Source organism: Streptomyces sp. 4F14 (assembly GCF_048159485.1).
Lineage (GTDB): Bacteria > Actinomycetota > Actinomycetes > Streptomycetales > Streptomycetaceae > Streptomyces.
This window is the reverse complement of sequence record NZ_JBLRVY010000003.1, coordinates 291240-316941: the sequence shown is the minus strand read 5'-3', so window position 1 is coordinate 316941 and position 25702 is coordinate 291240. Positions and strand designations below refer to the sequence as shown.

21 protein-coding genes are annotated in these 25702 nt (G+C 71.4%); 13 read left to right on the top strand and 8 right to left on the bottom strand.

Translation table 11 applies throughout. The features are described from left to right. Positions 1–32 precede the first annotated feature (32 nt). From ACLZOT_RS06140 to ACLZOT_RS06130, 3 genes are all read left to right on the top strand, one after another. Positions 33–719 (top strand): DUF4142 domain-containing protein, encoded by a 687-nt coding sequence (locus ACLZOT_RS06140; RefSeq protein WP_416967693.1) that lies wholly within the window; start codon positions 33–35, stop codon positions 717–719. Between the two features lie 129 nt (positions 720–848). After that, positions 849–1622 (top strand): TIGR04222 domain-containing membrane protein, encoded by a 774-nt coding sequence (locus tag ACLZOT_RS06135; protein ID WP_416967692.1) that lies wholly within the window; start codon positions 849–851, stop codon positions 1620–1622. Between the two features lie 275 nt (positions 1623–1897). Next, positions 1898–3517 (top strand): alpha/beta hydrolase, encoded by a 1620-nt coding sequence (locus ACLZOT_RS06130; protein WP_416967691.1) that lies wholly within the window; start codon positions 1898–1900, stop codon positions 3515–3517. Between the two features lie 3 nt (positions 3518–3520). Here ACLZOT_RS06130 and hemQ read toward each other — a convergent pair whose 3' ends face one another. Further along, entirely contained in the window at positions 3521–4252 is a 732-nt protein-coding gene (gene hemQ, locus ACLZOT_RS06125; protein ID WP_416967690.1) for a hydrogen peroxide-dependent heme synthase, read from the bottom strand. Positions 4253–4257: 5 nt separating this feature from the next. Further along, a complete protein-coding gene (gene hemG / locus ACLZOT_RS06120) occupies positions 4258–5718 on the bottom strand; it encodes a protoporphyrinogen oxidase (protein WP_416967689.1) in 1461 nt (486 codons plus the stop codon). Between the two features lie 171 nt (positions 5719–5889). On the opposite strand from hemG, the gene ACLZOT_RS06115 reads away from it, so the two are divergent. Together ACLZOT_RS06115 and ACLZOT_RS06110 are read left to right on the top strand one after the other, a co-directional pair. Then, the gene (locus tag ACLZOT_RS06115) at positions 5890–6873 is read left to right on the top strand and encodes a DUF4349 domain-containing protein (RefSeq protein ID WP_416967688.1); all 984 of its coding nucleotides are present in this window, start codon (positions 5890–5892) and stop codon (positions 6871–6873) included. A gap of 50 nt (positions 6874–6923) precedes the next feature. Beyond that, positions 6924–8303 (top strand): FAD-dependent oxidoreductase, encoded by a 1380-nt coding sequence (locus tag ACLZOT_RS06110; RefSeq protein ID WP_416967687.1) that lies wholly within the window; start codon positions 6924–6926, stop codon positions 8301–8303. Here the strand turns inward: ACLZOT_RS06110 and ACLZOT_RS06105 are convergent. After that, the gene (locus ACLZOT_RS06105) at positions 8300–8560 is read right to left on the bottom strand and encodes a hypothetical protein (RefSeq protein ID WP_416967686.1); all 261 of its coding nucleotides are present in this window, start codon (positions 8558–8560) and stop codon (positions 8300–8302) included. The genes ACLZOT_RS06110 and ACLZOT_RS06105 overlap by 4 nt on opposite strands. Positions 8561–8684: 124 nt before the next feature. On the opposite strand from ACLZOT_RS06105, the gene ACLZOT_RS06100 reads away from it, so the two are divergent. Next, positions 8685–9497 carry a rhomboid family intramembrane serine protease gene (locus ACLZOT_RS06100; protein ID WP_416967685.1) on the top strand — a complete coding sequence of 271 codons (813 nt, stop codon included), beginning with the start codon at positions 8685–8687 and terminating at the stop codon, positions 9495–9497. 1 nt (position 9498) lies between these two features. On the opposite strand, the gene hemE is transcribed toward ACLZOT_RS06100, so the two are convergent. Next, the gene (gene hemE / locus ACLZOT_RS06095; protein ID WP_416967684.1) at positions 9499–10566 is read right to left on the bottom strand and encodes a uroporphyrinogen decarboxylase; all 1068 of its coding nucleotides are present in this window, start codon (positions 10564–10566) and stop codon (positions 9499–9501) included. Positions 10567–10696: 130 nt separating this feature from the next. Here hemE and ACLZOT_RS06090 point away from each other — a divergent pair, with 130 nt between their 5' ends. The 3 genes from ACLZOT_RS06090 (at position 10697) to ACLZOT_RS06080 (ending at position 13840) form a co-directional block, all read left to right on the top strand. Next, entirely contained in the window at positions 10697–11350 is a 654-nt protein-coding gene (locus tag ACLZOT_RS06090) for a DUF3000 domain-containing protein (RefSeq protein WP_416967683.1), read from the top strand. Positions 11351–11583: 233 nt separating this feature from the next. Beyond that, a complete protein-coding gene (locus ACLZOT_RS06085) occupies positions 11584–12246 on the top strand; it encodes a LuxR C-terminal-related transcriptional regulator (protein ID WP_416967682.1) in 663 nt (220 codons plus the stop codon). Positions 12247–12550: 304 nt separating this feature from the next. After that, positions 12551–13840, top strand: a complete 1290-nt coding sequence (locus ACLZOT_RS06080; RefSeq protein ID WP_416967681.1) for a ribonuclease D — start codon at positions 12551–12553, stop codon at positions 13838–13840. Positions 13841–13940: 100 nt separating this feature from the next. Here the strand turns inward: ACLZOT_RS06080 and ACLZOT_RS06075 are convergent, their stop codons facing one another. Genes ACLZOT_RS06075 through ACLZOT_RS06065 form a run of 3 tightly spaced genes read right to left on the bottom strand, consistent with a single transcriptional unit; the run spans position 13941 to position 17031 of the window. Continuing rightward, complete coding sequence (locus tag ACLZOT_RS06075; protein ID WP_416967680.1) at positions 13941–14771, bottom strand: carbohydrate ABC transporter permease; 831 nt, start codon at positions 14769–14771, stop codon at positions 13941–13943. After that, complete coding sequence (locus tag ACLZOT_RS06070; RefSeq protein ID WP_416967679.1) at positions 14768–15718, bottom strand: carbohydrate ABC transporter permease; 951 nt, start codon at positions 15716–15718, stop codon at positions 14768–14770. The genes ACLZOT_RS06075 and ACLZOT_RS06070 overlap by 4 nt, the downstream gene beginning before the upstream one ends. After that, positions 15718–17031: an extracellular solute-binding protein gene (locus ACLZOT_RS06065; protein WP_416967678.1), complete on the bottom strand. Its 1314-nt coding sequence runs from the start codon at positions 17029–17031 to the stop codon at positions 15718–15720. The genes ACLZOT_RS06070 and ACLZOT_RS06065 overlap by 1 nt, the downstream gene beginning before the upstream one ends. Positions 17032–17184: 153 nt before the next feature. Between ACLZOT_RS06065 and ACLZOT_RS06060 the strand changes: the two genes are divergently transcribed. The 4 genes from ACLZOT_RS06060 to ACLZOT_RS06045 all read left to right on the top strand — a co-directional run bounded on the left by ACLZOT_RS06060 (position 17185) and on the right by ACLZOT_RS06045 (position 24092). Beyond that, positions 17185–19557, top strand: coding sequence for a glycoside hydrolase family 2 protein (locus tag ACLZOT_RS06060; protein ID WP_416967677.1), 2373 nt, complete (start codon positions 17185–17187; stop codon positions 19555–19557). Then, the gene (locus ACLZOT_RS06055) at positions 19554–20600 is read left to right on the top strand and encodes a LacI family DNA-binding transcriptional regulator (RefSeq protein WP_416967676.1); all 1047 of its coding nucleotides are present in this window, start codon (positions 19554–19556) and stop codon (positions 20598–20600) included. Before ACLZOT_RS06060 ends, ACLZOT_RS06055 begins: the two co-directional genes overlap by 4 nt. A gap of 139 nt (positions 20601–20739) precedes the next feature. Then, on the top strand, positions 20740–21957 hold the full coding sequence (locus ACLZOT_RS06050) for a thiolase family protein (protein ID WP_416967675.1): 1218 nt from the start codon (positions 20740–20742) through the stop codon (positions 21955–21957). Beyond that, positions 21954–24092 (top strand): 3-hydroxyacyl-CoA dehydrogenase NAD-binding domain-containing protein, encoded by a 2139-nt coding sequence (locus ACLZOT_RS06045; RefSeq protein ID WP_416967674.1) that lies wholly within the window; start codon positions 21954–21956, stop codon positions 24090–24092. Before ACLZOT_RS06050 ends, ACLZOT_RS06045 begins: the two co-directional genes overlap by 4 nt. Positions 24093–24164: 72 nt before the next feature. Here ACLZOT_RS06045 and ACLZOT_RS06040 read toward each other — a convergent pair whose 3' ends face one another. Then, positions 24165–25643: an amino acid permease gene (locus ACLZOT_RS06040; RefSeq protein ID WP_416967673.1), complete on the bottom strand. Its 1479-nt coding sequence runs from the start codon at positions 25641–25643 to the stop codon at positions 24165–24167. Positions 25644–25702: the final 59 nt, after the last annotated feature.

Below are 25702 nucleotides of genomic sequence, written 5' to 3'. Positions count from 1 at the left end.
ACCGAAGTGCGGTGCCACACCCGGGAGGCACCATGCGAGCGCACCGCCAGGAGAGCTGGGCGAGGAACCTCGTCAGCGGAACCGGCGTCATCATCCTCGGCCTCGTCCTGACGATCGCGGCGCTGGCGTTCCCGCTCTGGTCGTACGCGGACCGCGGGGACACGGGCGACAGCGCCCCGAACCTCCTGAGCGCCGGGACGGTGGGGACGCGGTACGGCCCACTGTCCGCGCTGGACCGGGACTTCATCGAGAAGGTGCGCCTCGCGGGCCTGTGGGAGATCCCGGCGGGCACGCAGGCGCAGCAGAAGGGCACGACGACGGCCGTACGGACGGCGGGCGAGCACCTCGTGGACGGCCACACGTTCCTGGACGAGCGTGTACGCACAGTGGCGGCCCGCCTGAACCTGACGCTGCCGGACCGCCCGACGGACCAACAGCAGGGCTGGCTGCGGGAGTTGGACGAGGCCCGAGGGACGGGCTACGACTGGAAGTTCGCGAACATCCTGCGCCTCGCGCACGGCCGGATCTTCTCGGTCGTCGCGCAGGTCCGGGCAAGTACCCGCAACTCCCTGGTCCGTGACCTCGCGGACGACGCGAACGCGACGGTCCTGGACCACATCAAGGTCCTGGAGGCGACGGGGTACGTCGACTTCGACGCCCTCGCCCGCGACCTGGCCACGGACTCGCCGCCGCCGCTGACGGTCCCGGTGAACCCGTAGCCCTCCGGGGCCACTTGAGCCGCACGGCCCCCAACTCGCCGTAAGCGGAACGTCACAGACCCACAACACTCCGTCCGCATCGTGAACAAAGCGTGGCGGTACCACGGGAATCTGGCATAGAAAAACGGCATGTTCTGGGTGCTCCTGCTGGTCCTTGCGTGGGCTGTCGCGGTCACAGCCTGTACACGGCTGTGCCTGGCCGCCGTGCGCGCGGCGGCCGCCGGGACGGACTCGGCACGCACCGCCGAGCACACGCCCCCGGCGCACGCCCTGACGCTGTACGAGGCGGCGTTCCTCTCGGGCGGCCCCGCGCGGGTCGCCGACCTGACGCTGGTGTCGATGGCGAGCGAGCGCCGGCTGCTGCTCGCGCACACCGGCTGGGCGACCGTCGTCGACCCGCGCGGCCGGGACGAGATGGAGCGCTCGGTGCTGGGCGCGATCGGCCCGGAGGGCCAGTCCCCGATCGCGCCGGTCCGGGCCCGCGCGGCGACCGGCGAGGCGGTGCGGGGTCTCGCCGACCGGCTGGTGAGCGCGGGTCTGGCGATGCCGGACGGGGCGCGGACGACGGTGGCGGCGGGCCTGCGCGAGGTCCGTACCGCCGCGACGGCCGTCCTCGTCCTGGGCGTCCTCGCGCTGCTGGTGCCCGCGCCGAACGTCCCGCACACCCTGGTCGCCCTCTGGTTCGCGCTGCCCCTGGCGCTGACGCTGAGCTGCCTGGCGATGGCCCGCGTGGAGATCCCCCCGTACACCCGCTGGGCCTCCCCGGCGGGCCTGCGGCTGCTGGACGCGCTGGCCCAGGACCGTACGTATCTCACCTCGGTGGCCGTGCACGGCATCCGCGCGCTGGACGAACCGAACCTGCGGGCGGCGTTCGCGCGCGCGCCGCGCCCCCGACACGAGTAAGTCCGACGGCGCGCGCGTGCGGGCCTGCGGCTCCGGTACGAGTGGCCCCGGCGGCGTTCGTGTGCGAGCCCTGACGTTCGTGTGCGAGCCCTGGCGTTCGTGTGCGACCCGGCGTACGCGCGCAGGCCCCGGCGTTCGTGTCCGGCCCGGCGTGCGCGTACCCCGGCGGGGCGCATCGGGGCATTGGCTCCGACACCCGCCCGCCGGTGCTTGCCTTCCCCCGCACCCGGCCCCAAACATCCCTTTTGTCGCCGCCGTGCACCGAAGGGACCCCGATGCGAGCCGCCGCCCTCCACTCGGCCGCAGGAGCCCTGCTCCTGACCGCCCTCATCGCCGCCCCGGGCTCCCCCACGGCCCCCGGCTCGCCTGCGGCCCCCGGCTCTCAAGAGCTGCGCGGCACCGCCCTGGCCGCCGCCCGCGCCGCCGCGAAGGGCCTCGACTTCGGGGCCTGTCCCGGCGCGGAGGACCTGCCCGGCGCCCTGAAGTGCGCGACGGTGGAGGTGCCGGTGGACTACGCCCGCCCGGACGGCCCCCGCATCCCCCTGACGGTCAGCCGGGTCGAGGCCACCCACCGCGACCCCGGCAACAGCAAGCGCCGCGTCCCCCGCCAGGGCGCCCTGGTCTACAACCCGGGCGGCCCCGGCGGCTCGGGCCTGTACTTCCCGCTGATCGGCCTGGTCCCGGAGTGGAAGCGGATCGGCGCCGCCTACGACCTGGTGGGCTACGACCCGCGCGGGGTGGGCCGTTCCGGGCCGCTGTCCTGCCAGGACCCGAAGAACTTCGTGAAGGCCCCGTCGATGTCCCCGACGCACCCCTCGGAGTCGTACAAGCGCGAGCGGATCGCCCAGGCACGCGCGTACGCGCGCGGGTGCGCCGACCGCTCCGGCGCCGCCCTGCGCCACTACCACTCGCTGAACAACGCCCGGGACCTGGAGGTCGTCCGCGCGGCGCTCGGCGAGAAGGGCCTGACGTTCATGGGCGCGTCGTACGGCACCTATTTCGGCGCCCTGTACGCGTCGATGTTCCCGGGGCACGTCCGCCGCATGGTGTTCGACTCGGTCGTGAACCCCGACCCCGCGCGGATCTGGTATGGCAACAACCTGGGCCAGTCCCTGGCGTTCGAGAGCCGCTGGACGGACGTCCGCGAGTGGATCGCCCGGCACGACGCCGTGTACGGCCTCGGCTCCACCCCTGAGGCCGTCCTGCGCAGCTACGAGCGGGCGCGCGCGCAGCTCGCGGTGGAGCCGGCGGGCGGGGTCGTGGGGCCGGGGCAGCTGCAGCGGGCGTTCCTCCAGACCGCGTACTACGACGACTACTGGCCGCACCGCGCGCGGGCGCTGTCGGAGTACCTGAAGGGGCGGCCGGAGCAGTTGATCGGGCAGGCGGGCCCGGTGCGGGAGTTCGCGGCGGAGGCGGAGAACGCGAACGCCGTGTACACGGCCGTGGAGTGCAACGACGCGCCGTGGCCGACGCGTTGGCGGACCTGGGACCGGGACAACACGCTCGTCGCGCGGGTCGCGCCGTTCGAGACGTGGGACAACGCGTGGACGAACCTGCCGTGCGCGTTCTGGCCGGTCCCCCGCCAGCGCCCCCTGGACGTCCGCACGGCCCCCGGCGAGCTGCCGCCGACGCTCATCCTGGCGGCCGAGCGGGACGCGGCGACGCCGTACGAAGGGGCGCTGGAGCTGCGGCGCAGGCTCGCGGGGTCGGTGCTGGTGACCGAGCGGGACGCGGGCAGCCACGGCATCGGCGGGGCGTCGAACGCGTGCGTCAACCGGCACCTGGAGGCCTACCTGCTGGCGGGCCGCCTCCCGGGCCGCCGGGCGGCGTGCGCGCCGCACGCCGAGCCGAGGCCGACGGACCGCGTGCGCGAGGCGGCCCGCCGGCTGCGCTGAGCCTTACGCCAGGCCGGCGACGAGCTCGCTCACGGACTTGCGGCGGCCCGTGTAGAACGGGACCTCCTCGCGGACATGCATCCGCGCCTCGGAGGCGCGCAGGTGGCGCATGAGGTCGACGATGCGGTACAGCTCGTCGGCCTCGAAGGCGAGGATCCACTCGTAGTCGCCGAGGGAGAACGAGGCGACCGTGTTGGCGCGCACGTCCGGGTAGCCGCGGGCCATCTTGCCGTGGTCGGCGAGCATGCGGCGGCGGTCCTCGTCGGGCAGCAGGTACCAGTCGTAGGAGCGCACGAAGGGGTACACGCTGACGTAGTCGCGCGGGGTCTCGTCGGCGAGGAACGCGGGGATGTGCGAGCGGTTGAACTCGGCGGGGCGGTGCAGCGCCATGTTCGACCAGACCGGCGTGAGCGCGCGGCCGAGCTTCGTGCGGCGGAAGAGGTTGTACGCCTCCTGGAGCTGGTCGCTGGTCTCCGCGTGCCACCAGATCATGAGGTCGGCGTCGGCGCGCAGCCCGGACACGTCGTAGGTGCCGCGCACGGTGACGTCCTTGGCGGCGAGCTGGTCGAACAGCTCCTGGACCTCGTCGGCGTAGCCCGCGCGGTCCTCGGGGAGGACGTCCTTCAGCTGGAAGACGGACCAGAGGGTGTAGCGGATGGTTTCGTTGAGGTCCTTGGCCAGCTTGCCCTTGTTGGGGATCCTGCCGGGCTCGGTGGTGGGGGCGTTCTCGCTCATGCCTGTCATTCTCCCGCTCCGCCGTGCAGGCTCTGCACCGGGTTGGCCGCCAGCTCCTGTACGGCGCTGAGATCGCCGCCGATCTGGTCGACGGCCGCGTTGGCGCCGGCGATGCAGGCGGGGATGCCGACGCCGTCGTACTGGGCGCCGCAGACCGCGAGGCCGGGGAGTTTCGCGACGTGTTCGCGGATGCGGGCCACGCGCGCGTGGTGGCCGACGGGGTACTGCGGGAGGCCGTCGGTCCAGCGCACGACGCGGGTCTCCAGCGGGGTCGCGTCGAGGCCGGTCGCCTCGCGCAGGTCGTGGCGGGAGACGTCGATCAGGGCGTCGTCGTCGCGCTGGAGGATCTCCGTCTCGCCGTAGCGGCCCAGCGAGGTGCGCAGGACCAGGACGTCCGGGTCCTGGTCGGCGACCCAGGCCCATTTCCGGGAGGAGAACGTCGACGCCTTGATGGAGTGCCCGTCGACCGGCGGGACGAGGAACCCGCTCCCGGCCGGAAGGGCGGCGTCGGCGTCCGCGCGCCGGTAGGCGAGGGTGACCAGGGCCATCGACGCGTACTCGATCGCCCGCAGTTCGGCGGCGGCGCCCGGGGACTCCTCGGCGAGCAGCGCGGCGGCGACGGGGGCGGGTACGGCGACGACGACGGCGTCCGCGCGCAGTTCGCGATCCCCCGCGATCACCCGCCATCCCTCGGCGTCCCGGCGCAGCTCGCGCGCGGGTGTGCCGGTGAGGATCTCGCCCCCGCGCGCGCGAACGGCGTCGGCGACGGCGAGCGGAAGGGTGCCGATGCCGCCCTCGATGCCGGTGAACACCGGGCCCGTCTGCCGGCTGGCGGCCATCTTCGCCTGGAGTTCGCGCACCCCCTCGGTGAGCGAGGTGTGCGCCTTGGCGATCTGGAAGAGCTGGGGGACGGCCGCGCGCATCGAGATGCGGTACGCGTCGCCCGCGTACACCCCGCCCAGCATCGGTTCGACGAGCCGGTCGACGACCTCGCGCCCGAGCCGCTCGGCGACGTACGCGCCGACCGCGACGTCCTCGCCGACCTCCGTGCGCGGCAGGTCGCTGTCACGGCCGATGCGGGCGAGGCCCTCCTCGGAGAGGACTCCGGCGAGCGCCTCGGCGGCGCCGGGTACGCCCATGACGTGGCCCTTGGGCATCGGGCGCAGGGCGCCGCGGGTCCAGATCGAGGCGGTGGCCGTGGCGGGTGGCTGGAGGCGGCCTTCGAGGCCCACCTCGCACGCGAGGGCGATGCCTTCGGGGCGGCGGGCGAGCATGGACTCGGCGCCGAAGTCGGTGCGCACACCGGCGATCTCGCCGGGCAGGAGCTTGCCGCCGACTCTGTCCGCCGCGTCGAGGACGGTCACCCGCGCCCCGCGCTCCAGGAGCCGGTGGGCCGCGGCCAGACCCGCGATCCCGGCACCGATGACGACGACCCGACCCGTACCGCCCGTACGTGCTGCGCTCATGGATCCAGCCTCTCAGACCGCACTGACAACGCTCTCCATGCGGTGTGTCCGGGGTGCGTCCCGAACGTGACCTCTTCGGAACCCGGATCCGCCAACGTCGAAGCAGGTCCGCGCGTCGAAGGAACGTCCGTCGACGCGACGCGTCTTCACACCACTCGGGGGGATCTCCACATGCCCGCACGCAGATCCGCACACGCCCTGGCCGCGCTCCTCGCGGCCGCCGCCCTCGCGCTCGCCGGGTGCAGCGCCGGCGGCGACTCCGGTTCCGCCGCCCAGGACAAGGCCGCCGCCGAGGAAGACGCCGTAAAGGGGGACACCGACACCGCGCCCGGGGCCACCGGTTCGGGCCCGTCGGGCGCGAAGGCGTCCACACCGCCCAAGGCCGCCACCGTCAGCCACATCATCCGCACCGCCTCGCTCAGCGTCCAGGTCAAGGACGTCGCCAAGGCCCTGGACGCCGCGCGGACGGCCGCCGTGAACGCGGGCGGCTACGTCGGCGACGAGACCACCACCCGCGACGAGGAGGACGCCGAGCACACGGAGGTCGTCCTGCGCGTCCCCGTGGAGCGCTACGACGCCGTCCTGAGCACGCTCCAGGGCGCCGGGAAGCTCCTGGAGCGGACGTCGAAGGCCGAGGACGTCACCGACCAGGTCGTGGACGTCGCGAGCCGCGTCCAGTCGCAGCGGGCGAGCGTCGCGCGCGTGCGCGAGCTGATGGACCGGGCGACCTCGCTGAGCGACATCGTCAGCCTGGAGGGCGAACTGAGCCGCCGTCAGGCCGACCTGGAGTCGCTCCTCGCCCAGCAGGCGTCCCTGAAGGACCGCACGAGCCTGGCGACGATCACCCTGACGCTGTCCCAGACAGCCCCGAAAGCGCCCGCGGAGGCCGACGACGACCCGGGTGTCCTGGACGCCCTGTCCGGCGGCTGGGACGCCTTCGTGACGGCGCTGCGCTGGATCGTGGTGGTGCTGGCGGCGGTGCTGCCGTTCGCGCTGGCGGCGGCCTTCCTGGTGGTCGTGTGGTGGCGGGTGGTCCGGCCCCGGCTCACTCCCCGTCAGGCGGCCCCGGCGTTCGTCTCCGGCTTCCCGGAGCGGGCCGAGACAGGCACGGCAGGCACGGTCGACGAGGAGGGCGAGGAGGGCGAGCGCTCCTGAGGGCCGTCGCCTCCGCGCGGGCGCGCGGCCGTCACCCGTAGCGTGGGCGCATGAGCAACGGCGCACGGCAACGGCTGGTCGTGATCGGCGGGGACGCCGCGGGCATGTCCGCGGCGTCCCAGGCCCGGCGGGCGAAGTCCCCCGGCGACCTGGAGATCACCGCCTTCGAGCGCGGCCACTTCACGTCGTACTCGGCGTGCGGCATCCCGTACTGGGTGGGCGGCGACGTCGAGGACCGCGACGACCTGATCGCCCGCACCCCCGAGGAGCACCGCGCGCGGGACATCGGCCTGCGCCTGCGCACGGAGGTCACCGAGATCGACGTCCCCGGCCGGCGCGTGCGCGCGCGGGACGTCGATTCCGGCGCCGAGTCCTGGACGCCGTACGACCGGCTGGTGATCGCGACCGGCGCGCGTCCGGTGCGGCCTGACATCCCCGGCGCCCGCGCGCGGGGTGTGCACGGGGTGCAGACGCTGGACGACGGCCAGGCGCTGATCGACACGCTGTCCCGCGCGCGGGGGCGCCGCGCGGTGGTCGTCGGGGCCGGGTACATCGGCGTCGAGATGGCGGAGGCGCTGGTCAACCGGGGTTTCGAGGTGACGGTCGTCAATCGGGGCAGCGAGCCCATGTCGACGCTCGACCCGGACATGGGCCGGCTGGTGCACCGGGCGATGGAGGGGCTCGGCATCACGATGGTCGACGACGCCGAGGTGACCTCCCTGCGCGTGGACGCGGAGGGGTGGGTGAGCGCGGTCGTCGCCGGGGAGCGGGAGTTCCCGGCGGACGTCGTCGTGCTGGGCATCGGGGTGCGCCCGGAGACGTCCCTCGCGCGGGCGGCGGGTCTGCCGCTGGGCGAGCACGGGGGCCTGCTGACGGACGACCGCATGCGCGTGCGGGGCCACGAAGGCATCTGGGCCGGCGGGGACTGCGTGGAGGTCTGGGACCTGGTCTCGGAGCGCGAGCGGTACGTCCCCCTGGGCACGCACGCCAACAAGCACGGGCAGATCATCGGGACCAACGTCACCGGTGGCGACGCGGTGTTCCCGGGGGTGGTGGGGACGGCCGTCAGCAAGGTGTGCGGGCTGGAGATCGCCCGGACCGGGCTGCGCGAGAAGGACGCCGCGCGCGCGGGTCTGTCGTACGAGACGGTCACGATCGAGTCGACGTCCCGTGCGGGCTACTACCCGGGCGCGGCGCCCATGACGGTCAAGATGCTCGCGGAACGCGTCAGCGGCCGTCTGCTGGGCGTTCAGATCGTCGGCGGAGAGGGAGCCGCCAAGCGGGTCGACATCGCCGCTGTGGCGCTCACAGCGGCCATGACGGTGCATCGGATGACGACCCTGGACCTGGGTTACGCGCCGCCGTTCAGCCCGGTGTGGGATCCGGTGCTGGTGGCGGCGCGCAAGGCGGCCCGGAAAGTGGCTCCTTAGGCCGTGCCGGTCAGGCGCGGCAGGGCGGAGACGGCCGCCGCCTGCTCGACGGGCTTCGCGTGCGAGGCGGGTACCTGACGGGTGCGCAGGCGGTGGCCGACCGCCTCGTCGAGGGTTACGGGCCGGCCCGTCTGCGCGGCGAGGCGCCCGGCCTCCTGGCCGAGGCGGGCCACGTCCTCCCAGGGGAGCCGGATCACGAGAGAGAGTTCGGCCTCGCCGTCGGGCAGGGCGTGCATGGGGGTGACTCGGTCGTTCATCGCCTGTTCCTCACGTCGTCCCCGCGAGCGCCTTCCCCACGCCGCGGGTGCTTGCCGGTTCATACGCACGCGCGCCGGGCGGCGTTCACCGGTTCGCGCGGCTCATCGCGGGAAGTAGTTCCTCGTGGTCATCCCCGTCCATGACGTGAACCCCGTGCGCCGTACGCCCGTGGTGACGTACGCGCTGATCGCCGCGAACGTGCTCGTCTTCCTGTGGATGCCGGGTCTGGCCGGCTCGGTGAAGGGCGACAGCACGCTGGTGCAGACGTGCCATCTGCACGCCTTCCTCGACCAGTGGGCGGCCGTCCCGCGCGAACTGATCCACCAGCAGATGCCGACGCTGGTGGCGACCGGCGACGTCCGCGCGGGCGCGTGTCTGGCCGGTCCGCCGGACTACACCAAGTCGCCCGTGCTGAGCGTGTTCACGGCGATGTTCCTGCACGGCGGGTGGCTGCACCTGCTGGGCAACATGCTGTTCCTGCTGATCTTCGGCAACAACATCGAGGACCGGATGGGCCACGTCCGGTTCGCGCTGTTCTACGTCGTCTGCGGCTACGCGGCGTCGTACGGCTTCGCGGTCCTGAACGCCGACTCCACGGAGCCGCTGATCGGCGCCTCGGGGGCCATCGCGGGCGTCCTGGGCGCGTATCTCGTGCTGTACCCGCGGGTGCGCGTGTGGGTGCTGGTGCCGTTCCTGGTGTTCCTGCCGCTGCGCCTGCCCGCGTGGCTGGTGCTGGGCTTCTGGTTCGGGCTCCAGGCGTTCTACTCGGCCGGCGAGGGCGTGTCGGCGGCGGGGACGGTGGCCTACGCGGCGCACGTCGTCGGGTTCGTGGCCGGCATGCTGCTGGCCTGGCCGCTCAAGCGGAACACGGTCCCGCCCCCGGAGCCGCGCGGCCTGCTGTTCGGCAGGCGCGCGCGGCCCCGGCACACCGGGTGAGTCAGCGGGCCGTCTGCGTGTGGACGTACTCCACGAGCCGGGTGAGCGCGTCCGGCTCGATGGTCGGCATCACGCCGTGGCCGAGGTTGAAGACGTGCCCCTCCAGGCCGGCGGCGGCGTCGAGGACCTCGCGCGCCTTGGCCTCGACGGCTTCGGGGCCGGCGAACAGGACCGTCGGGTCCAGGTTGCCCTGGAGGGCCTTGCCGGGGCCGATGCGGCGGGCGGCCTCGTCGAGGGGGACGCGCCAGTCGACGCCCATGACGTCAGCGCCGGCCTCGCCCATGAGGCGCAGGAGTTCGCCGGTGCCGACGCCGAAGTGGATGCGCGGGACGCCGTACCCGGCGACCGCGTCGAAGACCTTCGCGGAGGCCGGCATGACCGAGCGGCGGTAGTCGGCGGGGGACAGCGCGCCCGCCCAGGAGTCGAAGAGCTGGACGGCGGAGGCGCCCGCCTCGATCTGGACCTTGAGGAACGCGGCCGTGATGTCGGCGAGGCGGTCGAGGAGGTCGGCCCACAGCCCGGGGTCGCCGTACATCATCGCCTTGGCGTTCTCGTACGTGCGCGAGGGGCCGCCCTCGACGAGGTAGCTGGCGAGCGTGAAGGGGGCGCCCGCGAAGCCGATCAGGGGGGTGGCGCCGAGTTCGGCGGTGAGCAGGCCGACGGCCTCCGTGACGTACGAGACGTCCTCGGGGGTGAGGTCGCGCAGCTGCGCGAGGTCCGCGCGGGTGCGGATCGGGTGCTCGACGACGGGGCCGACGCCCGGCTTGATGTCGAGGTCGACGCCGATGGCCTTGAGGGGGACGACGATGTCGCTGTAGTAGATCGCCGCGTCCACGTGGTGCCGGCGCACCGGCTGGAGGGTGATCTCCGTGACCAGCTCGGGGCGGGTGCAGGACTCCAGCATCGGGATGCCCTCGCGCACCTTGCGGTACTCGGGCAGCGAACGGCCGGCCTGGCGCATGAACCACACGGGGGTGTGCGGGACGGGCTCGCGTCTGCACGCCTTCAGGAAGGGGCTGTCGTACGTCGCTGTCGGCGGGCGGCCCGCGGGGCTCTCGTTCGCACTCACGACGGAAAGTCTCGCACGCCCCTGTGACACTCCCTCCCCCGGCTTGTTCGCCGAGCGCGCACCCGCGCGTGGGCGTGCGCTCGGGTGTCTTGCCCTGCGCGAAGGGCCCGTTCCCCTTACTCTTCCCCGCATGGCTGCGGCTCAGGGACGACTGTCGGACGGCGCGGGGATGGACGACGCGAACGGGGGTGAGCGGGAGGCTCCGGCGGCCTTCCTGGCTGCCGTGGAGGCACTGCGGGCGGCGCGGGTGCGCCCCCAGATCGAGGTGGAGCCGACACCGGCGCCGCAGCGGCTCGCGCCGTACGCGTACGCGCTGGAGGCGACCGTCGTGGACGGCGACCAGGACCTCGCGGACGGGCGGCTGGTGCTGCTGCACGATCCGGAGGGGCACGACGCGTGGCGCGGGGCGTTCCGGCTGGTGACGCTGGTGCGGGCGGAGCTGGAGCCGGAGATGGCGGTGGATCCGCTGCTGCCGGACGTGTGCTGGTCGTGGCTGACGGGCGCGCTCCAGGCGCGCGGGCTGTCGTACGGCGAGGCGAGCGGGACGGTCACGCGCGCGGGGTCGCACTACTTCGGCGGGCTGTCCGAGCGGCCGGCGACGTCGCAGATCGAGATCCGGGCCTCCTGGACGCCGCGTACGGGGCTGGACGGGGTGCCGGACGCGGCGGCGCATCTGGCGTCCTGGTGCGATCTCCTGGCGCAGGTGGCGGGGGTTCCGCCGGCCGGTCCGGGGGACGCCTCCGTGGTCACGCTGCCCCAGCGTCGCGGACCGCAGTCACGCTGATCCAGCCGCGTCTCCCCCGTTCGGGCGCATCTTGGTCATCCTTTTGTCGATACGGCCACTTTCCATCACCCAAGCGCACGCGAGTGAACCGACTCGATCTTCGGATGATCGATCGCGTGTCCGAATTGCACGGATTCTTGCTCACTAGATCGTGATCATTTTCTAAAGGACCCCGGGTTCACTGCCGAAGACGACTGTGACCTTGAAGCTCCGCCCCACTTTCAGGAGGCCCGGTGTCCGTTCTCCTTGAGCAACCCGCAAGCCTGGTCGCCTACCGCCCGAACAAGCCCACCGCGATGGTGGTCGTGGCCGACCCGCGCGTCCGCTCCACCGTCACCCGTCACCTCTGGGCGCTCGGTGTCCGCGACGTGATCGAAGCCTCGTCCGTCGCGGAGGCTCGTCCTCGCATCGGCAACCCCCGCGACATCTGCGTCGCGGACGTCCACCTCCCCGACGGCTCCGGTCTCACCCTGCTCTCCGAGACCCGCGCCGCGGGCTGGCCCAACGGGCTCGCCCTGTCCGCCGCCGACGACATCGGCGCCGTCCGCAACGCCCTCGCCGGCGGCGTCAAGGGGTACGTCGTCACCGGCACCCGGGCCGGCGTCGGCCTCCCCGGCCGGCCCGGCGCCGCACCCATCGGCGCCTCCGCCGCGCGCATGCACCGCCGCCCCCCGGGGGCCCCGAGCCACCCGGGCGGCTACCGCGAACTGTCCGGCCGCGAGGTGGAGGTGCTCCGGCTGGTCGCCGAGGGCCAGTCGAACAAGGCGATCGGCGTCTCGATGGGCCTGTCGGCCCTGACCGTCAAGAGCCACCTCGCCCGTATCGCCCGCAAGCTCGGCACGGGCGACCGCGCCGGAATGGTCGCGGTCGCGCTGCGGACCGGCATCATCCACTGACCCACTCCACCGTCCCCGACCCCCCGCGATCCATGCGGAACGAGGGATTCCGACTGGTTTCACACAAAGAATTCAGGCGGAACGAAACCCTCCGGACACCCCCTCGGCGCCGTCCGTCCACACCCGTCCGAACCCGGCCGGGGCCGTGCGTACGGCCGTCCGCACCGCGGCAGGAACCGTTTCTGCCGGTCGTCGCCACCGCCCCTCGTACGGGTCGTACGGCTGACCGGTTTACGACCCTCCCCCGCCCGTCGACGGAACGTTCCGTCGGCGGGCGGGCTTCTTGCACGGATACCCTTGACAGGTGACCGACGCCCAAGAAACCGCAGCAGCCAGTTCACTGCGAACCACCGGAGGCGCCCCTCCGGACGACGGCGGATCTACTGCTCCGGGGGCGCCGACGCCCTTGCTGGAACCCCGCGAGGGGATTCCGCCCGTGGTCGCCGACGAGGAGGCTCTCGCGGAGGTGATCGCCGCGTTCGCCGGCGGCAGCGGGCCCGTCGCCGTCGACGCGGAGCGGGCCTCCGGTTACCGCTACGGGCAGCGGGCCTACCTCGTGCAGCTCCGCCGGGCCGGGGCCGGGACCGCGCTCATCGACCCCGTCGCCTGTCCCGACCTGACCGCGCTCGGGGACGTCCTCGCCGACACGGAGTGGGTGCTGCACGCCGCGACCCAGGACCTGCCCTGTCTGCGCGAGATAGGCATGATCCCCACGCGGCTCTTCGACACCGAGCTGGCCGGGCGGCTCGCCGGGTTCCCCCGGGTCGGGCTCGGCGCGATGGTCGAGAGCGTCCTCGGGTACGTCCTGGAGAAGGGGCACTCCGCCGTCGACTGGTCCACCCGCCCGCTGCCCGAACCCTGGCTGCGGTACGCCGCGCTCGACGTCGAACTCCTCGTCGACCTGCGGGACGCGCTGGAGAAGGAGCTGGACCGGCAGGGGAAGCTGGAGTGGGCGCGGCAGGAGTTCGCCGCGATCGCGGCCGCGCCGCCCGCCGAGCCGCGCAAGGATCCCTGGCGGCGTACGTCCGGGATGCACAAGGTGCGCCGCCGCCGGCAGCTCGCCGTCGTGCGGGAGCTGTGGCAGACGCGCGACCGGATCGCCCAGCGGCGGGACGTCTCGCCCGGGAAGGTTCTCGCGGACGCGGCGATCGTCGAAGCGGCGCTCGCCGTGCCGGTCAACGTGCACGCCCTCGCCGCCCTGAACGGGTTCGGGCACCGGATGGGGCGCCGTCAGCTCGACCAGTGGCAGGCCGCCGTCGACCGCGCCCGCGCGCTGAGCGAGTCCCAGCTCCCGATGCCGGGCCAGCCCGTCACCGGCCCGCCCCCGCCCCGCGCCTGGGCCGACAAGGACCCCGCCGCGGCGGCCCGCCTGAGCGCCGCCCGAGCGAGGATCTCCACCCTGGCGGAGGAGCTGAACATGCCCCAGGAGAACCTGATCACGCCGGACACGGTGCGGCGGGTGTGCTGGGAGCCGCCGGCTGCGGCCGACACGGAGGGGGTGGCGGAGGTGCTGGTCTCTCTTGGGGCCCGGCCGTGGCAGGTGGAGTTGGTGACGCCTGTGTTGGTGGAGGCGCTGGGGGTTGATGTTGCCTAGCCGCCGTGGGGGGTTCTGACTCACGGCGGCTGCGGCTTTCGCCGTGGTTGCTCGCGCAGTTCCCCGCGCCCCTAAGTAAGAGCGCCCCTTCGGGACGCTTTTATCTTGTGGCGCCCCGCGTGAAACCGTTGTAGATGAACTTCTGCAACGCCAGGAAGATGACCAGCGTCGGGAGGATCACCAGGATCGCTCCCGCCGAGATTGTTTCCCAGTGGGCGCTGAAAGGGCCCTTGAAGCGGAACAGGGATGTCGAGATGACGCCCAGGTCCTGGGACGGCATGTAGAGGAACGGGATGTAGAAGTCGTTGTAGACCGTGATGCCCTTGACGATCACTACCGTTGCTATCGCCGGCCTCAGGAGGGGGAAGATGATGCGGCGGTAGATCGTGAAGGCGTTCGCGCCGTCCAGGCGGGCTGATTCGTCCAGGGAGATGGGGATCGAGCGGACGAATTGCAGGAAGATGTAGATCGAGACGATGTCCGTACCCATGTAGAGGGCTATGGGGGCCCAGAGGGTGTCGAACATGCCGAAGCCGTTGACTATTTGGAAGGTGGCTACCTGGGTGGTGACTCCGGGGACCAGGGCCGCCAGGAGGAAGAGGGTCACCACCAGTTTCCTGAAACGGAAGGTGAAGCGGTCTATCGCGTAGGCCGCCATCGAGCCGATCAGGACCGTGCCGGCGATGGAGAACAGCAGGATGATCGCCGTATTGCCGAAGGCGGAGAGCATCCGGCCGTCCTGGAATGCCGTGACGTAGTTGTGGAAGTTGAGGAAGTTGTCGGGGAGGCTCAACGCCTGGTCGCCGCGGGCGAGTTCGTCGTCCGTCTTGAAGGAGGTCAGGAGGACGACCGTGAGCGGGAGGAGGACGATCAGCGTCGCGAGGATCAGGGAGAGATGGACCAGGGCGCGGGAGATCGTGCGGCGGGTCATGTGAGGTCCACCCTGTCGTCGGGGGCCAGTTTGCGCTGGATCCAGGTGACCACGAGGACGATCAGCAGGAGAACCAGCGCACAGGCCGAGGCAAGGCCCGTCTTGTTGAACTGGAAGGCGAGTTTGACGGTCTGGATGACGAAGGTCTCCGTACCGGTGGCGCCGCCGGTCATGATGTACGGGATCTCGAACGCGGCGAGCGAACCGGAGATGGAGAGAATGACCGTCAGGGTCAGTACCGGTTTGATGCCGGGGGCGATGATGTGGCGGAACTGGTGCCAGCGGTTGGCGCCGTCGAGTTCGGACGCCTCGTACAGCTCGCTGGGAATGGACTGGATCGCGCCCAGGAACAGGACGAAATTCAGGCCGAGATAGCGCCACACGGAGACGCCCGCGAGAGAGACGTTCGCGGAGACCGGCGTACCGAGCCACGCGTGGTCGGTGTGGACGCCGAAGAGGGCGAGGACGGAGTCGAGGGTGCCGCCGTCCTGGAAGAAGTACAGGAAGACGAATCCGATGGCGACCCCGTTGATGAGATAGGGGAAGAAGAGCACGCCCTTGAAGAAATTCCGGAAGCGTACGTTGAAACTGAGGACCGTCGCGAAATAGAGCGCGGCGACGATCTGGACGGCGGACGCGGCGAGGTAGTAGCCGCTGACGAAGAACACCTCGAACAGGTCGGGCCGGGTGGCGAGTTCGCGGTAGTTCTCGGTGCCGGTGTAGTGCAGTTCGGGGCTGACGCCGTCCCAGTCGGTGAAGCTGTAGCCGACCATGTTGACGATCGGGACGTACGTGAACGTGATCAGCAGGGCGAGCGGCGCGAGCAGGAACAGCCAGGGCGTGAGCCCGCGCAGGAGGCGGGCCCGGCGCGGGGGCGGTGCCGGTACCGGCACGCTGTCCTTCACCCTGCGCCGGTCCACCGCCGCCCGCTGTGCGGTGCCCGACATCAGGACCCCACGTTCTTCTCGGCGGCCGTCCACTTCTTGCCGAGGTCGCCGAGGAAGTCGTCGAGGTTGCCCTTGCGCGCGCCGCGGGCGAGGTCGACGAGGTTGAGGCGGTAGTCGGGGGCGTAGATGCCGACCTCGGACTCGTTGTCGATCAGTTTGACCCTGGCGCCCTGGGTGTCGTCGAGTTCGATGAGCTTGACGCCGGCGTCCTCGTAGGGCTTGAGGACGGCGGGCAGGGGCGCGTTCTGGAGCGGGGAGATCGCGAGGTTGTCCTTGTCGTAGCCGGACTTCTCGGTGAACCAGTCGATCCAGGCGCGGGCGGCTTCCTTGTGTTTCGAGTGGACGTTGACGGCCTGGTTGTAGTCGGGGCTGACGGTGGAGCAGAACTTTCCGCCGGTCTGCGCGGGGAACGGCATGAAGCCGATGTCGTCGGGGTTGACGCCGGCCTGCTTGGCGGCGTCCTGGAACTGGACGATGGCCCAGGTGCCGAGCCACTGGGTGGCGATCTGCCCCTTGGCCAACTGGGGTTTGGACAGTTCCCAGTTGCTGGTCGCCGGGTCCTTCTCGGCGAGGCCCTGCTTGACGATGTCGTAGAGCAGGGTGTCACCGACGCGCAGGTCGGCGCCCTCGGCCCACGGGTCGCCGGAGGCGAGTTTGGCGGTGGCGCCGGGGTCGCAGTGGACGGCGCCGTTCACGAACGTCCAGGAGGTGAGCGTCCATTGGGCGGCGAAGTTCGTGTAGTAGGGCGTCGCGTCGGTCTTGTCCTTGATCGCCTTGAGGGCGTCGAGGAACGCGGCGGGCGTGGTGGGCCAGTCGGTGACGCCGGCCTCGCGCCAGATCCGCTTGTTGTAGACGAAGCCGGGCATCACGCCGATGGGGGTCTGGCCGTAGACCTTGCCGTCGACGGCGGTGAAACCGGTGAAGCGGAACTTCTTGGCGCGGTCCTCGACGGTGCCGAGGGAGGCGAAGAACTTCGGGTAGTCGGACTTCTTGATGACGCCGGGGATCATCAGGACGTCGCCGTAGTTCTCCGTGTTCATGCGGATCTTGACTTCGGACTCGTAGTTGGTGAGTGCCTGGAACTCGACCTTCACCTTCGGATACGTCTTGTTGAACTCGGCGGCGTACTCCTTCATCCTCCCGTTCTGCACGAGGTCGGTGCGCTGGGTGAGGACGGTGATGGTGCCGGAGACCTTGGCAGGGTCGTCGGGGGCGTCGGCGTCGGCGCCCTTCGAGGTGCCTCCGGTGGAGGTGCAGCCCGCGGCGAGGAGTGCGGCTCCCACGGCCATGGCGAGGACGGTACGGCGGTTCATGTGCATCGACTCCGTTCGGTGGGACGGAAGAGCACGTGCGGGTTGGCTGATTCGGCACTCTGACAGCGCTTTCTCAACCGGTAAAGTCCCATTCCCGCCAAGGATGTGAAACTCGTCGTCCTCCCCTGAGGTGGACCGGTTTAGGGAGAGCGCATGCTTCAGGTCGCACCGCTGCACGACGGCTGGACCCTGCGGCACGACGGCGAGACGCTCCCGGCGGTCGTGCCGGGGTGCGTGCACACGGATCTGCTGGCCGCCGGGGTGATCCCGGATCCGTTCCTCGGCCGCAACGAGACCGAGGTGGCGTGGGTGGGGCGGCGGGAGTGGACCTACGAGCGGGACCTCGTCGCGGAGACGGACGGGCACGAGCAGACCGACCTGGTCTTCGAGGGGCTCGACACGGCCGCCGAGATCCTGCTCGACGGTCAACTCCTGGGCCGGGTACGGAACATGCACCGCTCGTACCGCTTCGACGTGACCGGCATGCGCGGTCGCCTGACCGTCCGGTTCGCCTCCGCGTACGCCGAGGCGGAGGCGGTACGGGGACGGGTGGGCGAGCGGCCCGCCGCGTACGCCGAGCCGTACCAGTACATCCGCAAGATGGCCTGCTCGTTCGGCTGGGACTGGGGTCCGACGCTGGTCACGGCGGGCATCTGGCGCCCGGTCCGCCTGGAACGCTGGGCGACCGCCCGCATCGCGCGGGTCCGCCCCCTGGTGACCGTCGAACAGGGCGCCGGCGTGGTCGAGTTGCACGTCGAGGTCGAGCGCGCCCGCGTCGAGGCGGCCCTCGCCGTCGAGGCGACAGTGGGCGGTGTCCGGGTGCGCGGCGCGATCGACGGCACGAGTGGCACCGTCCGCCTGCGGGTGCCGGACGCCGCCCTGTGGTGGCCGCGCGGGTACGGTGAACAGCCGCTGTACGACGTGGAGTTGACGTTGCTGCACGGCGCGGAGGCGCTGGACACCTGGCGGCGCCGGGTCGGTTTCCGCACGGTCGAACTGGACACGTCCCCCGACGCGCACGGCACCGGCTTCACCCTGGTCGTCAACGGTGAGCGGCTCTTCGCGCGGGGCGTGAACTGGATCCCGGACGACGTGTTCCCGTCCCGGGTCACCCGCGAGCGCTACCGGACCCGCCTGAAGCAGGCCGCCGACGCGGGCGTGGACCTCGTCAGGATCTGGGGCGGCGGCATCTACGAGAGCGGCGAATTCTACGACGCCTGCGACGAGTTGGGGCTCCTGGTCTGGCAGGACTTCCCGTTCGCGTGCGCCGCCTACCCCGAGGAACAACCGCTGCGGGGCGAGGTGGAGGCGGAGGCGCGGGAGAACGTCGTACGGCTCATGCCGCATCCCTCGCTCGTGCTGTGGAACGGCAACAACGAGAACCTGTGGGGGTTCCGGGACTGGGGCTGGGAGAAGCCGCTCGCCGGGGACTCCTGGGGCGAGGGGTACTACCTGGGCGTACTGCCGCGTGTCGTCGCGGAGTTGGACCCCACGCGGCCCTATACGGCGGGCAGCCCCTGGTCCGGGTCGTGGGAGCGGCATCCGAACGACCCGGCGCACGGCACGCATCACTCGTGGGACGTGTGGAACCGGCTGGACTACTCCGCGTACCTCGCCGAAGTCCCGCGTTTCGTCGCCGAGTTCGGGTGGCAGGCGCCGCCCGCGTACGCGACGCTGCGGCGGGCGCTGCCGGGTGAGGAGCTGGCGCCGGACTCACCGGGCGTGCTGCACCACCAGAAGGCCGAGGACGGGAACGGGAAGCTGGAGCGGGGGCTCGCGCACCACTTCGCCCTGCCCGGCGGGGACTTCGACCGGTGGCACTATCTGACGCAGGTCAACCAGGCGCGGGCGGTGGCCGCCGGGGTCGAGCACTGGCGCTCGCACTGGCCGGTGTGCGCGGGGACGGTCGTCTGGCAGCTCAACGACTGCTGGCCGGTGACGAGTTGGGCCGCGATCGACGGGGACGGGCGGGAGAAGCCGCTCTACCACGAGCTGCGGCGGCTGTACGCGGACCGGTTGCCGACGTTCCAACTGCGGGGCGGGCGGCTGGTGCTGGCGTGCGTGAATCAGGGGGGCGGGGAGTGGGGCGGGATGGTGTCGCTGCGGCGGATGACGGTGGACGGGGTGGTGGTGGCGCGGGCCGAGGTACCGATCGCCGTGGAGAGGAGGGCTGTTGGGGAGGTGGCCGTGGAGCGGGAGTTGGTGCCGGACGGGGTGAAGGAGTTCATCGTGGCCGACATCGGAGACCTGCGTGCCCTCTGGTTCCCCGCCGCCGACCGCGAAATCCCCTACCCCCAGCCCGAGTTCGAGGTCGAGGTCGCGCCCGGTTCGGTGACCGTCACCGCGCTGACCCTCGTACGGGATCTGCTGCTCCAGGCCGACCGGCTCGGGCCTCAAGTGCGCGCCGACCGGGGGCTGGTGACGCTGCTTCCGGGTGAGCGGGTGACGATGGGGGTGAGCGGGTGGGAGAGTCCCGACGCCGCCGCCGCGCGAACCGCGCTGTACTGCCAGGAGCCCGCTCGATGACGAGTACCAGTCCCCGCGTCACCATCAAGGACGTCGCCGCGCGTGCGGGTGTCTCCAAGGGGGCCGTGTCGCTCGCGTTCAACCACAAGCCGGGGCTGTCGGAGGCGACGCGGGACCGGATCTTCGCGGCGGCGCGGGAGTTGGGGTGGGCGCCGAGTCTCACGGCTCGGTCGCTCGCGGGGGCGCGGGTGGACGTGGTGGGGCTGTCGATCTGCCGGCCCGCGCGGATGCTGGGACTCGAACCGTTCTACATGGAGTTCGTGTCCGGTGTGGAGAGCGTGCTGATCGAGCACTCCTGTTCGCTGCTGCTGCGGCTCGTGAAGTCGCCGCAGGAGGAGGCCGGGCTGCTGGAGTCGTGGTGGCGGGGGCGGCAGATCGGGGGGTCGATCCTCGTCGACTTCCGTGCGGACGATCCGCGGGTCGCCGTCGCCGAGCGGCTGGGGATGCCGGTGGTGGCCGTGGGGCACCCGTCGCTGGCCGGATCCCTCACGGCCGTATGGACCGACGACGCGGCGGCGATGCGGGAGGCGGTGCGGTATCTCGCGGCGCTCGGGCATCGGCGGATCGCGCGGGTGGGGGGTGCGGCGGAGCTGGGGCACACGGCGACGCGTGCCGCCGCGTTCGACTCGGCCGCGCGGGAGCTGGGCCTCGCGGGGGCGTGGCAGGTGGCCACCGACTACTCCGGGGAGGCGGGGGCGCGGGCGACGCGGGCGATGCTGACGTCCGCCGACCGGCCCACGGCGATCGTCTACGACAACGACATCATGGCCGTCGCCGGGCTGGCGGTGGCCCAGGAGATGGGGGTGCGGGTGCCGGACGACGTGTCGCTGCTGGCGTGGGACGACTCCCAGCTGTGCCGGCTGACGCATCCGACGCTGTCGGCGATGAGCCATGACGTGCACGGGTTCGGGGCGGAGGTGGCGCGGACGTTGTTCGGGGTGATTCTGGGGGAGGGCGGGGGGTCGCATCCGGTGGCTACTCCGGTGCTGACGCCTCGGGGATCGACAGCGCCTCCCAAATCGACAGCGCCGCCGAAGTCGTAGAAATCGATTTCCGCGTGTGACCTTCGCCGCTCCTCCCCCCGGGACTGGGCAGTCACGTTACTCATAAGTAGCATGGTCCTGAGCGCGCGCTCAGCGCAGCGTGTCGCAGCAGTGCCATCCCGCACCCTGGAGGAGCATCGTGCCTCGTACCGTCAGGGATGTCGTCTTCGTCGACGGCGTCCGTACCCCGTTCGGCAAGGCGGGCCCGAAGGGCGTCTACCACGAGACGCGGGCCGACGACCTCGTGGTGAAGGCGATCCGGGAGCTGCTGCGCCGCAACCCCGGTCTGGACCCCGCGAAGATCGACGAGGTCGCTATCGCGGCGACCACGCAGATCGGCGACCAGGGCCTGACCATCGGCCGCACGGCGGGCATCCTCGCCGGCCTGCCGCAGTCCGTGCCCGGCTACTCCATCGACCGCATGTGCGCGGGCGGTCTGACGGCCGTCACGACGGTCGCGGGCGCGGTCGCGTTCGGCGCGTACGACATCGCCGTCGCCGGTGGTGTCGAGCACATGGGCCGCCACCCGATGGGCGAGGCCGTCGACCCGAACCCGCGGTTCGTCAGCGAGAAGCTGGTCGACGAGTCCGCGCTGTTCATGGGCATGACCGCCGAGAACCTGCACGACCGCTACCCGCAGCTCACCAAGGAGCGCGCGGACGAGTACGCGGTGCGCTCCCAGGAGAAGGCCGCGAAGGCGTACGCGAACGGCAAGATCCAGGCCGACCTGGTCCCGATCTCCGTACGCCGTACCAACCCGGACATCGGCGAGACGGGCTGGGGCCTGGTCACCGCGGACGAGCCGATGCGCCCGGGGACGAAGCTGGAGAACATCGCCGGCCTGAAGACCCCCTTCCGCGTCCACGGCAAGGTCACCGCCGGTAACTCGGCCGGTCTGAACGACGGCGCGACGGCCTCCCTCATCGCCTCCGAGGACTTCGCGCGCGAGAACGGCCTCCCGGTCAAGATGCGCCTGGTCTCCTACGCCTTCGCGGGCGTGGAGCCGGAGGTCATGGGCTACGGCCCGATCCCGGCCACCGAGAAGGCCCTCGCGCAGGCGGGCCTGTCCATCGAGGACATCGGCCTGTTCGAGATCAACGAGGCGTTCGCGGTCCAGGTCCTCGCCTTCCTCGACCACTACGGCATCGCGGACGACGACGAGCGCGTCAACCAGTACGGCGGCGCGATCGCCTTCGGCCACCCGCTGGCCTCCTCCGGCGTACGTCTGATGACGCAGCTCGCCCGGCAGTTCGAGGAGCAGCCGAACGTCCGCTACGGCCTGACGACGATGTGCGTCGGCTTCGGCATGGGCGCGACGGTCATCTGGGAGAACCCGCACTTCGAGGGGGACAAGTGAGCACCACCACCGAGCTGTTGAAGGGCGCGGCGGCGCTGTTCCCCGACGAGGTCGTCACGTCGGCGCACGTACGCCACCTCGACCTCCCCTTCGGCGCGGGCCGCTTCGCGCTGATCACGCTGGACAACGGCCTGGACCACACCAAGCCGACCACCTTCGGCCCGGCGTCGCTCGCGAAGCTGGACGCGGCCCTCGACCAGGTCGAGGCGGAGGCCGCGGCCGGTGACATCGTCGGCGTCGGCATCACCGGCAAGCCGTTCATCTTCGCGGTCGGCGCCGACCTCAAGGGCGTCGAGCTGCTGAAGGAGTGGGACCACGCCCACGCGATCGGCAAGGGCGGCCACGACGTCTTCAAGCGGATCGCGGGCCTGTCGGTGCCGACGTTCGCGTACTACAACGGCGCCGCGATGGGCGGTGGCGTCGAGGTCGGCCTGCACTGCGAGTACCGCACGGTCTCCAAGGCGATCCCGGCGTTCTCGCTGCCCGAGGTCTTCCTCGGCCTCGTGCCCGGCTGGGGCGGCTGCACGCTGCTGCCGAACCTGATCGGCGCCGAGAAGGCCGTCTCGGTGATCATCGAGAACAGCCTCAACCAGAACAAGCAGCTCAAGGGCCAGCAGGTCTTCGACCTCGGCATCGCGGACGCGCTCTTCGAGGGCGCGGACTTCCTGGAGCAGTCGCTGCTGTGGACGGCTCGGGTGCTCAACGGTGACGTCAAGGTCGAACGGCCCGCCGTCGACCGCGGCGAGGCGTGGGACCAGGCCGTCGCGAAGGGCCGGCTCGTCGCCGACTCCAAGGTGCACGGCGCGGCCCCGGCCGCCTACCGGGCGCTGGACATCGTCGCCGCCGCGAAGGACGGCGACCTCCAGGCCGGCTTCGACGCCGAGGACAAGGCGCTCGCCGACCTGATCATGGGCGGCGAGCTGCGCGCCGGGATCTACGCGTTCAACCTGGTGCAGAAGCGCGGCAAGCGGCCCGCCGGGGCGCCGGACAAGTCGCTGGCCCGCCCGGTCACCAAGGTCGGTGTCGTCGGTGCCGGGCTGATGGCCTCGCAGCTCGCGCTGCTGTTCCTGCGCCGCCTTGAGGTGCCGGTCGTGCTGACCGACATCGACCAGGAGCGGGTCGACAAGGGTGTGGGCTACGTCCACGCCGAGATCGACAAGCTGCTCGGCAAGGGCCGTATCAACCAGGACAAGGCCAACCGCCTCAAGGCCCTGGTCACGGGCGTGCTCGACAAGGCCGAGGGCTTCTCCGACGCGGACTTCGTCATCGAGGCCGTCTTCGAGGAGATCGGCGTCAAGCAGCAGGTGTTCGCCGAGGTCGAGGCGGTCGCCCCGGCGCACGCGATCCTCGCGACCAACACGTCCTCGCTGTCGGTGTCCGAGATGGCGTCGAAGCTGAAGCACCCCGAGCGGGTCGTCGGCTTCCACTTCTTCAACCCGGTCGCGATCCTGCCGCTCCTTGAGATCGTGCGCGGCGAGCAGACGGACGACGCCTCGCTCGCGACCGCGTTCGCGGTGGCCAAGAAGCTGAAGAAGACGGCCGTGCTGGTGAAGGACGCCCCGGCGTTCGTCGTCAACCGCATCCTGACCCGGTTCATGGGCGAGGTGCAGAACGTCATCGACGAGGGCACGTCCGTCGAGGTCGCCGAGAAGGCCGTGGAGCCGCTCGGGCTGCCGATGTCGCCGCTGGTCCTGCTGGAGCTGGTGGGTCCCGCGATCGGGCTGCACGTCTCGGAGACGCTGCACAGCGCCTTCCCGGACCGCTTCACCGTCTCCCCGAACCTCAAGGCGGTCGTCGAGGCGGGCAAGCGCGGCTTCTACGTCTACCGCGCGGAGAACGGCTTCAAGCCGGAGCTGGACCCCGAGGTCGCGGCCCTCCTCAAGCAGGGCTCCGACGCCCTGTCCGAGGAGCAGGTGCGGGCGCGGGTCCTGGAGGCCGTCGCGCAGGAGATCGGGCTCATGCTCGACGAGGGTGTCGTCGCCGAGGCGCAGGACATCGACCTGTGCCTGATCACCGGCGCGGGCTGGCCCTTCCACCTGGGCGGCATCACGCCGTACCTGGACCGTGAGGGCGTCTCCGAGAAGGTGAACGGGAAGCCGTTCCTGGCCGCCGGGGTGGCGTCGGTTCCGGCGTGACCGTTTGCGGTACCGAACGAAGAAGAGGGCCTCGGCGGAGGCCCTCTTCTTCGTTCGCACCCACGTACACGCCTACCGGTCGGCCTGCTCCAGCCTGCTGTGCTTCTTCCCGTACAGGAAGTACACCGCGAAGCCGATCGCCATCCAGATCCCGAACCTGAGCCAGGTCTCGGCGGGCAGGTTCAGCATCAGCCACAGTGAGGCCGCGACCGAGAGGATCGGGATCAGGGGGACCCACGGGGTGTGGAAGGCGCGGGGCAGGTCGGGGCGGGAGCGGCGGAGGATGACGACGCCGATGGCGACGACGACGAACGCGAAGAGGGTGCCGATGTTGACGAGTTCGGCGAGTTCGCTGAGGGGGGTGAAGCCGGCGACGATCGCGATGATCACGCCGAGGAGGATGGTGGGGCGGTGGGGGGTGCGGTAGCGGGGGTGGACGTGGGAGAAGAACGTGGGCAGCAGGCCGTCGCGGCTCATCGCGAAGAAGACGCGGGTCTGGCCGAGGAGCAGGATCATGCAGACGGTGGTGAGGCCGACGGCCGCGCCGAAGCTGATGAAGCCCGCGAACCAGGGGTGTCCGGTGGCCTTGAAGGCGTCCGCGAGGGGCGCGGTGACCGAGAGATCCGTGTAGTGCTGCATGCCGGTGACGACGACGGAGACGGCCACGTAGAGCGTCGTACAGATCAGGAGTGAGCCGAGGATGCCGCGGGGCATGTCGCGCTGGGGGTTCTTGGTCTCCTCGGCGGCTGTCGCGACGACGTCGAAGCCGATGAAGGCGAAGAAGACGACGGACGCGGCGGTGAAGATGCCCATCACGCCGAAGTTGGACGGGGCCCAGCCGAACATGAGCTGGACCAGCGGGGACTGGAGGTCGCCGCCCGCCTCGACGGTCTGGGACTTGGGGATGAACGGGTCGTAGTTGTCGCCCTTGATGAAGAAGGCGCCCGCGATGATGACGACGAGGACGACGGTCACCTTGATCGCGACGACGACGGAGGTCACGCGCGCGGAGAGCTTCGTGCCGAGGACGAGGATGCCGGTGAGGACGAGGACGAGGGCGGCGGCGAGGATGTCGAAGCCGAAGCCGTCGGCGCCGTCCCGGCCGCTGAGGGCCTCCGGCAGGTGCCAGCCCGCGTTGTCGAGCAGCGAGGCGATGTACCCGGACCAGCCGACGGCCACCACCGCCGTGCCGAGCGCGAACTCCAGGACGAGGTCCCAGCCGATGATCCAGGCGGGCAGCTCGCCCAGCGAGGCGTAGCTGAACGTGTACGCGGATCCGGCGACCGGGACCGTGGACGCGAACTCGGCGTAGCACAGCGCGGCGAGCGCGCAGACGACGCCGGCGACGACGAAGGCGAGGGCGGTCGCCGGGCCCGCGTTGTTCTTGGCGACCGTGCCGGTCAGGACGAAGATGCCGGTGCCGATGATGACACCGACGCCGAAGACCGTCAGGTCCAGGGCCGACAGGGACTTCTTGAGGGCGTGCTCGGGCTCCTCGGTGTCCTCGATCGACTGTTCGACCTGTTTCGTCCGGAAAACACTGCTGCTCACGGGTCTGACCTCCCACGCCTGATCATCCAGAGGGGCGTAGGTCGTATGCCCGCGTTTCA

Excerpts from the sequence above, each read along its gene's own strand:
- ACLZOT_RS06065 (WP_416967678.1), bottom strand. The coding sequence starts at position 17,031 with ATGAACCGCCGTACCGTCCTCGCCATGGCCGTGGGAGCCGCACTCCTC.
- ACLZOT_RS06135 (WP_416967692.1), top strand. The coding sequence starts at position 849 with ATGTTCTGGGTGCTCCTGCTGGTCCTTGCGTGGGCTGTCGCGGTCACA.
- ACLZOT_RS06140 (WP_416967693.1), top strand. The coding sequence starts at position 33 with ATGCGAGCGCACCGCCAGGAGAGCTGGGCGAGGAACCTCGTCAGCGGA.
- ACLZOT_RS06090 (WP_416967683.1), top strand. The coding sequence starts at position 10,697 with ATGGCTGCGGCTCAGGGACGACTGTCGGACGGCGCGGGGATGGACGAC.
- ACLZOT_RS06070 (WP_416967679.1), bottom strand. The coding sequence starts at position 15,718 with ATGTCGGGCACCGCACAGCGGGCGGCGGTGGACCGGCGCAGGGTGAAG.
- hemG (WP_416967689.1), bottom strand. The coding sequence starts at position 5,718 with ATGAGCGCAGCACGTACGGGCGGTACGGGTCGGGTCGTCGTCATCGGT.
- ACLZOT_RS06110 (WP_416967687.1), top strand. The coding sequence starts at position 6,924 with ATGAGCAACGGCGCACGGCAACGGCTGGTCGTGATCGGCGGGGACGCC.
- hemQ (WP_416967690.1), bottom strand. The coding sequence starts at position 4,252 with ATGAGCGAGAACGCCCCCACCACCGAGCCCGGCAGGATCCCCAACAAG.
- ACLZOT_RS06130 (WP_416967691.1), top strand. The coding sequence starts at position 1,898 with ATGCGAGCCGCCGCCCTCCACTCGGCCGCAGGAGCCCTGCTCCTGACC.
- ACLZOT_RS06105 (WP_416967686.1), bottom strand. The coding sequence starts at position 8,560 with ATGAACGACCGAGTCACCCCCATGCACGCCCTGCCCGACGGCGAGGCC.
- ACLZOT_RS06055 (WP_416967676.1), top strand. The coding sequence starts at position 19,554 with ATGACGAGTACCAGTCCCCGCGTCACCATCAAGGACGTCGCCGCGCGT.
- ACLZOT_RS06060 (WP_416967677.1), top strand. The coding sequence starts at position 17,185 with ATGCTTCAGGTCGCACCGCTGCACGACGGCTGGACCCTGCGGCACGAC.
- ACLZOT_RS06115 (WP_416967688.1), top strand. The coding sequence starts at position 5,890 with ATGCCCGCACGCAGATCCGCACACGCCCTGGCCGCGCTCCTCGCGGCC.
- ACLZOT_RS06075 (WP_416967680.1), bottom strand. The coding sequence starts at position 14,771 with ATGACCCGCCGCACGATCTCCCGCGCCCTGGTCCATCTCTCCCTGATC.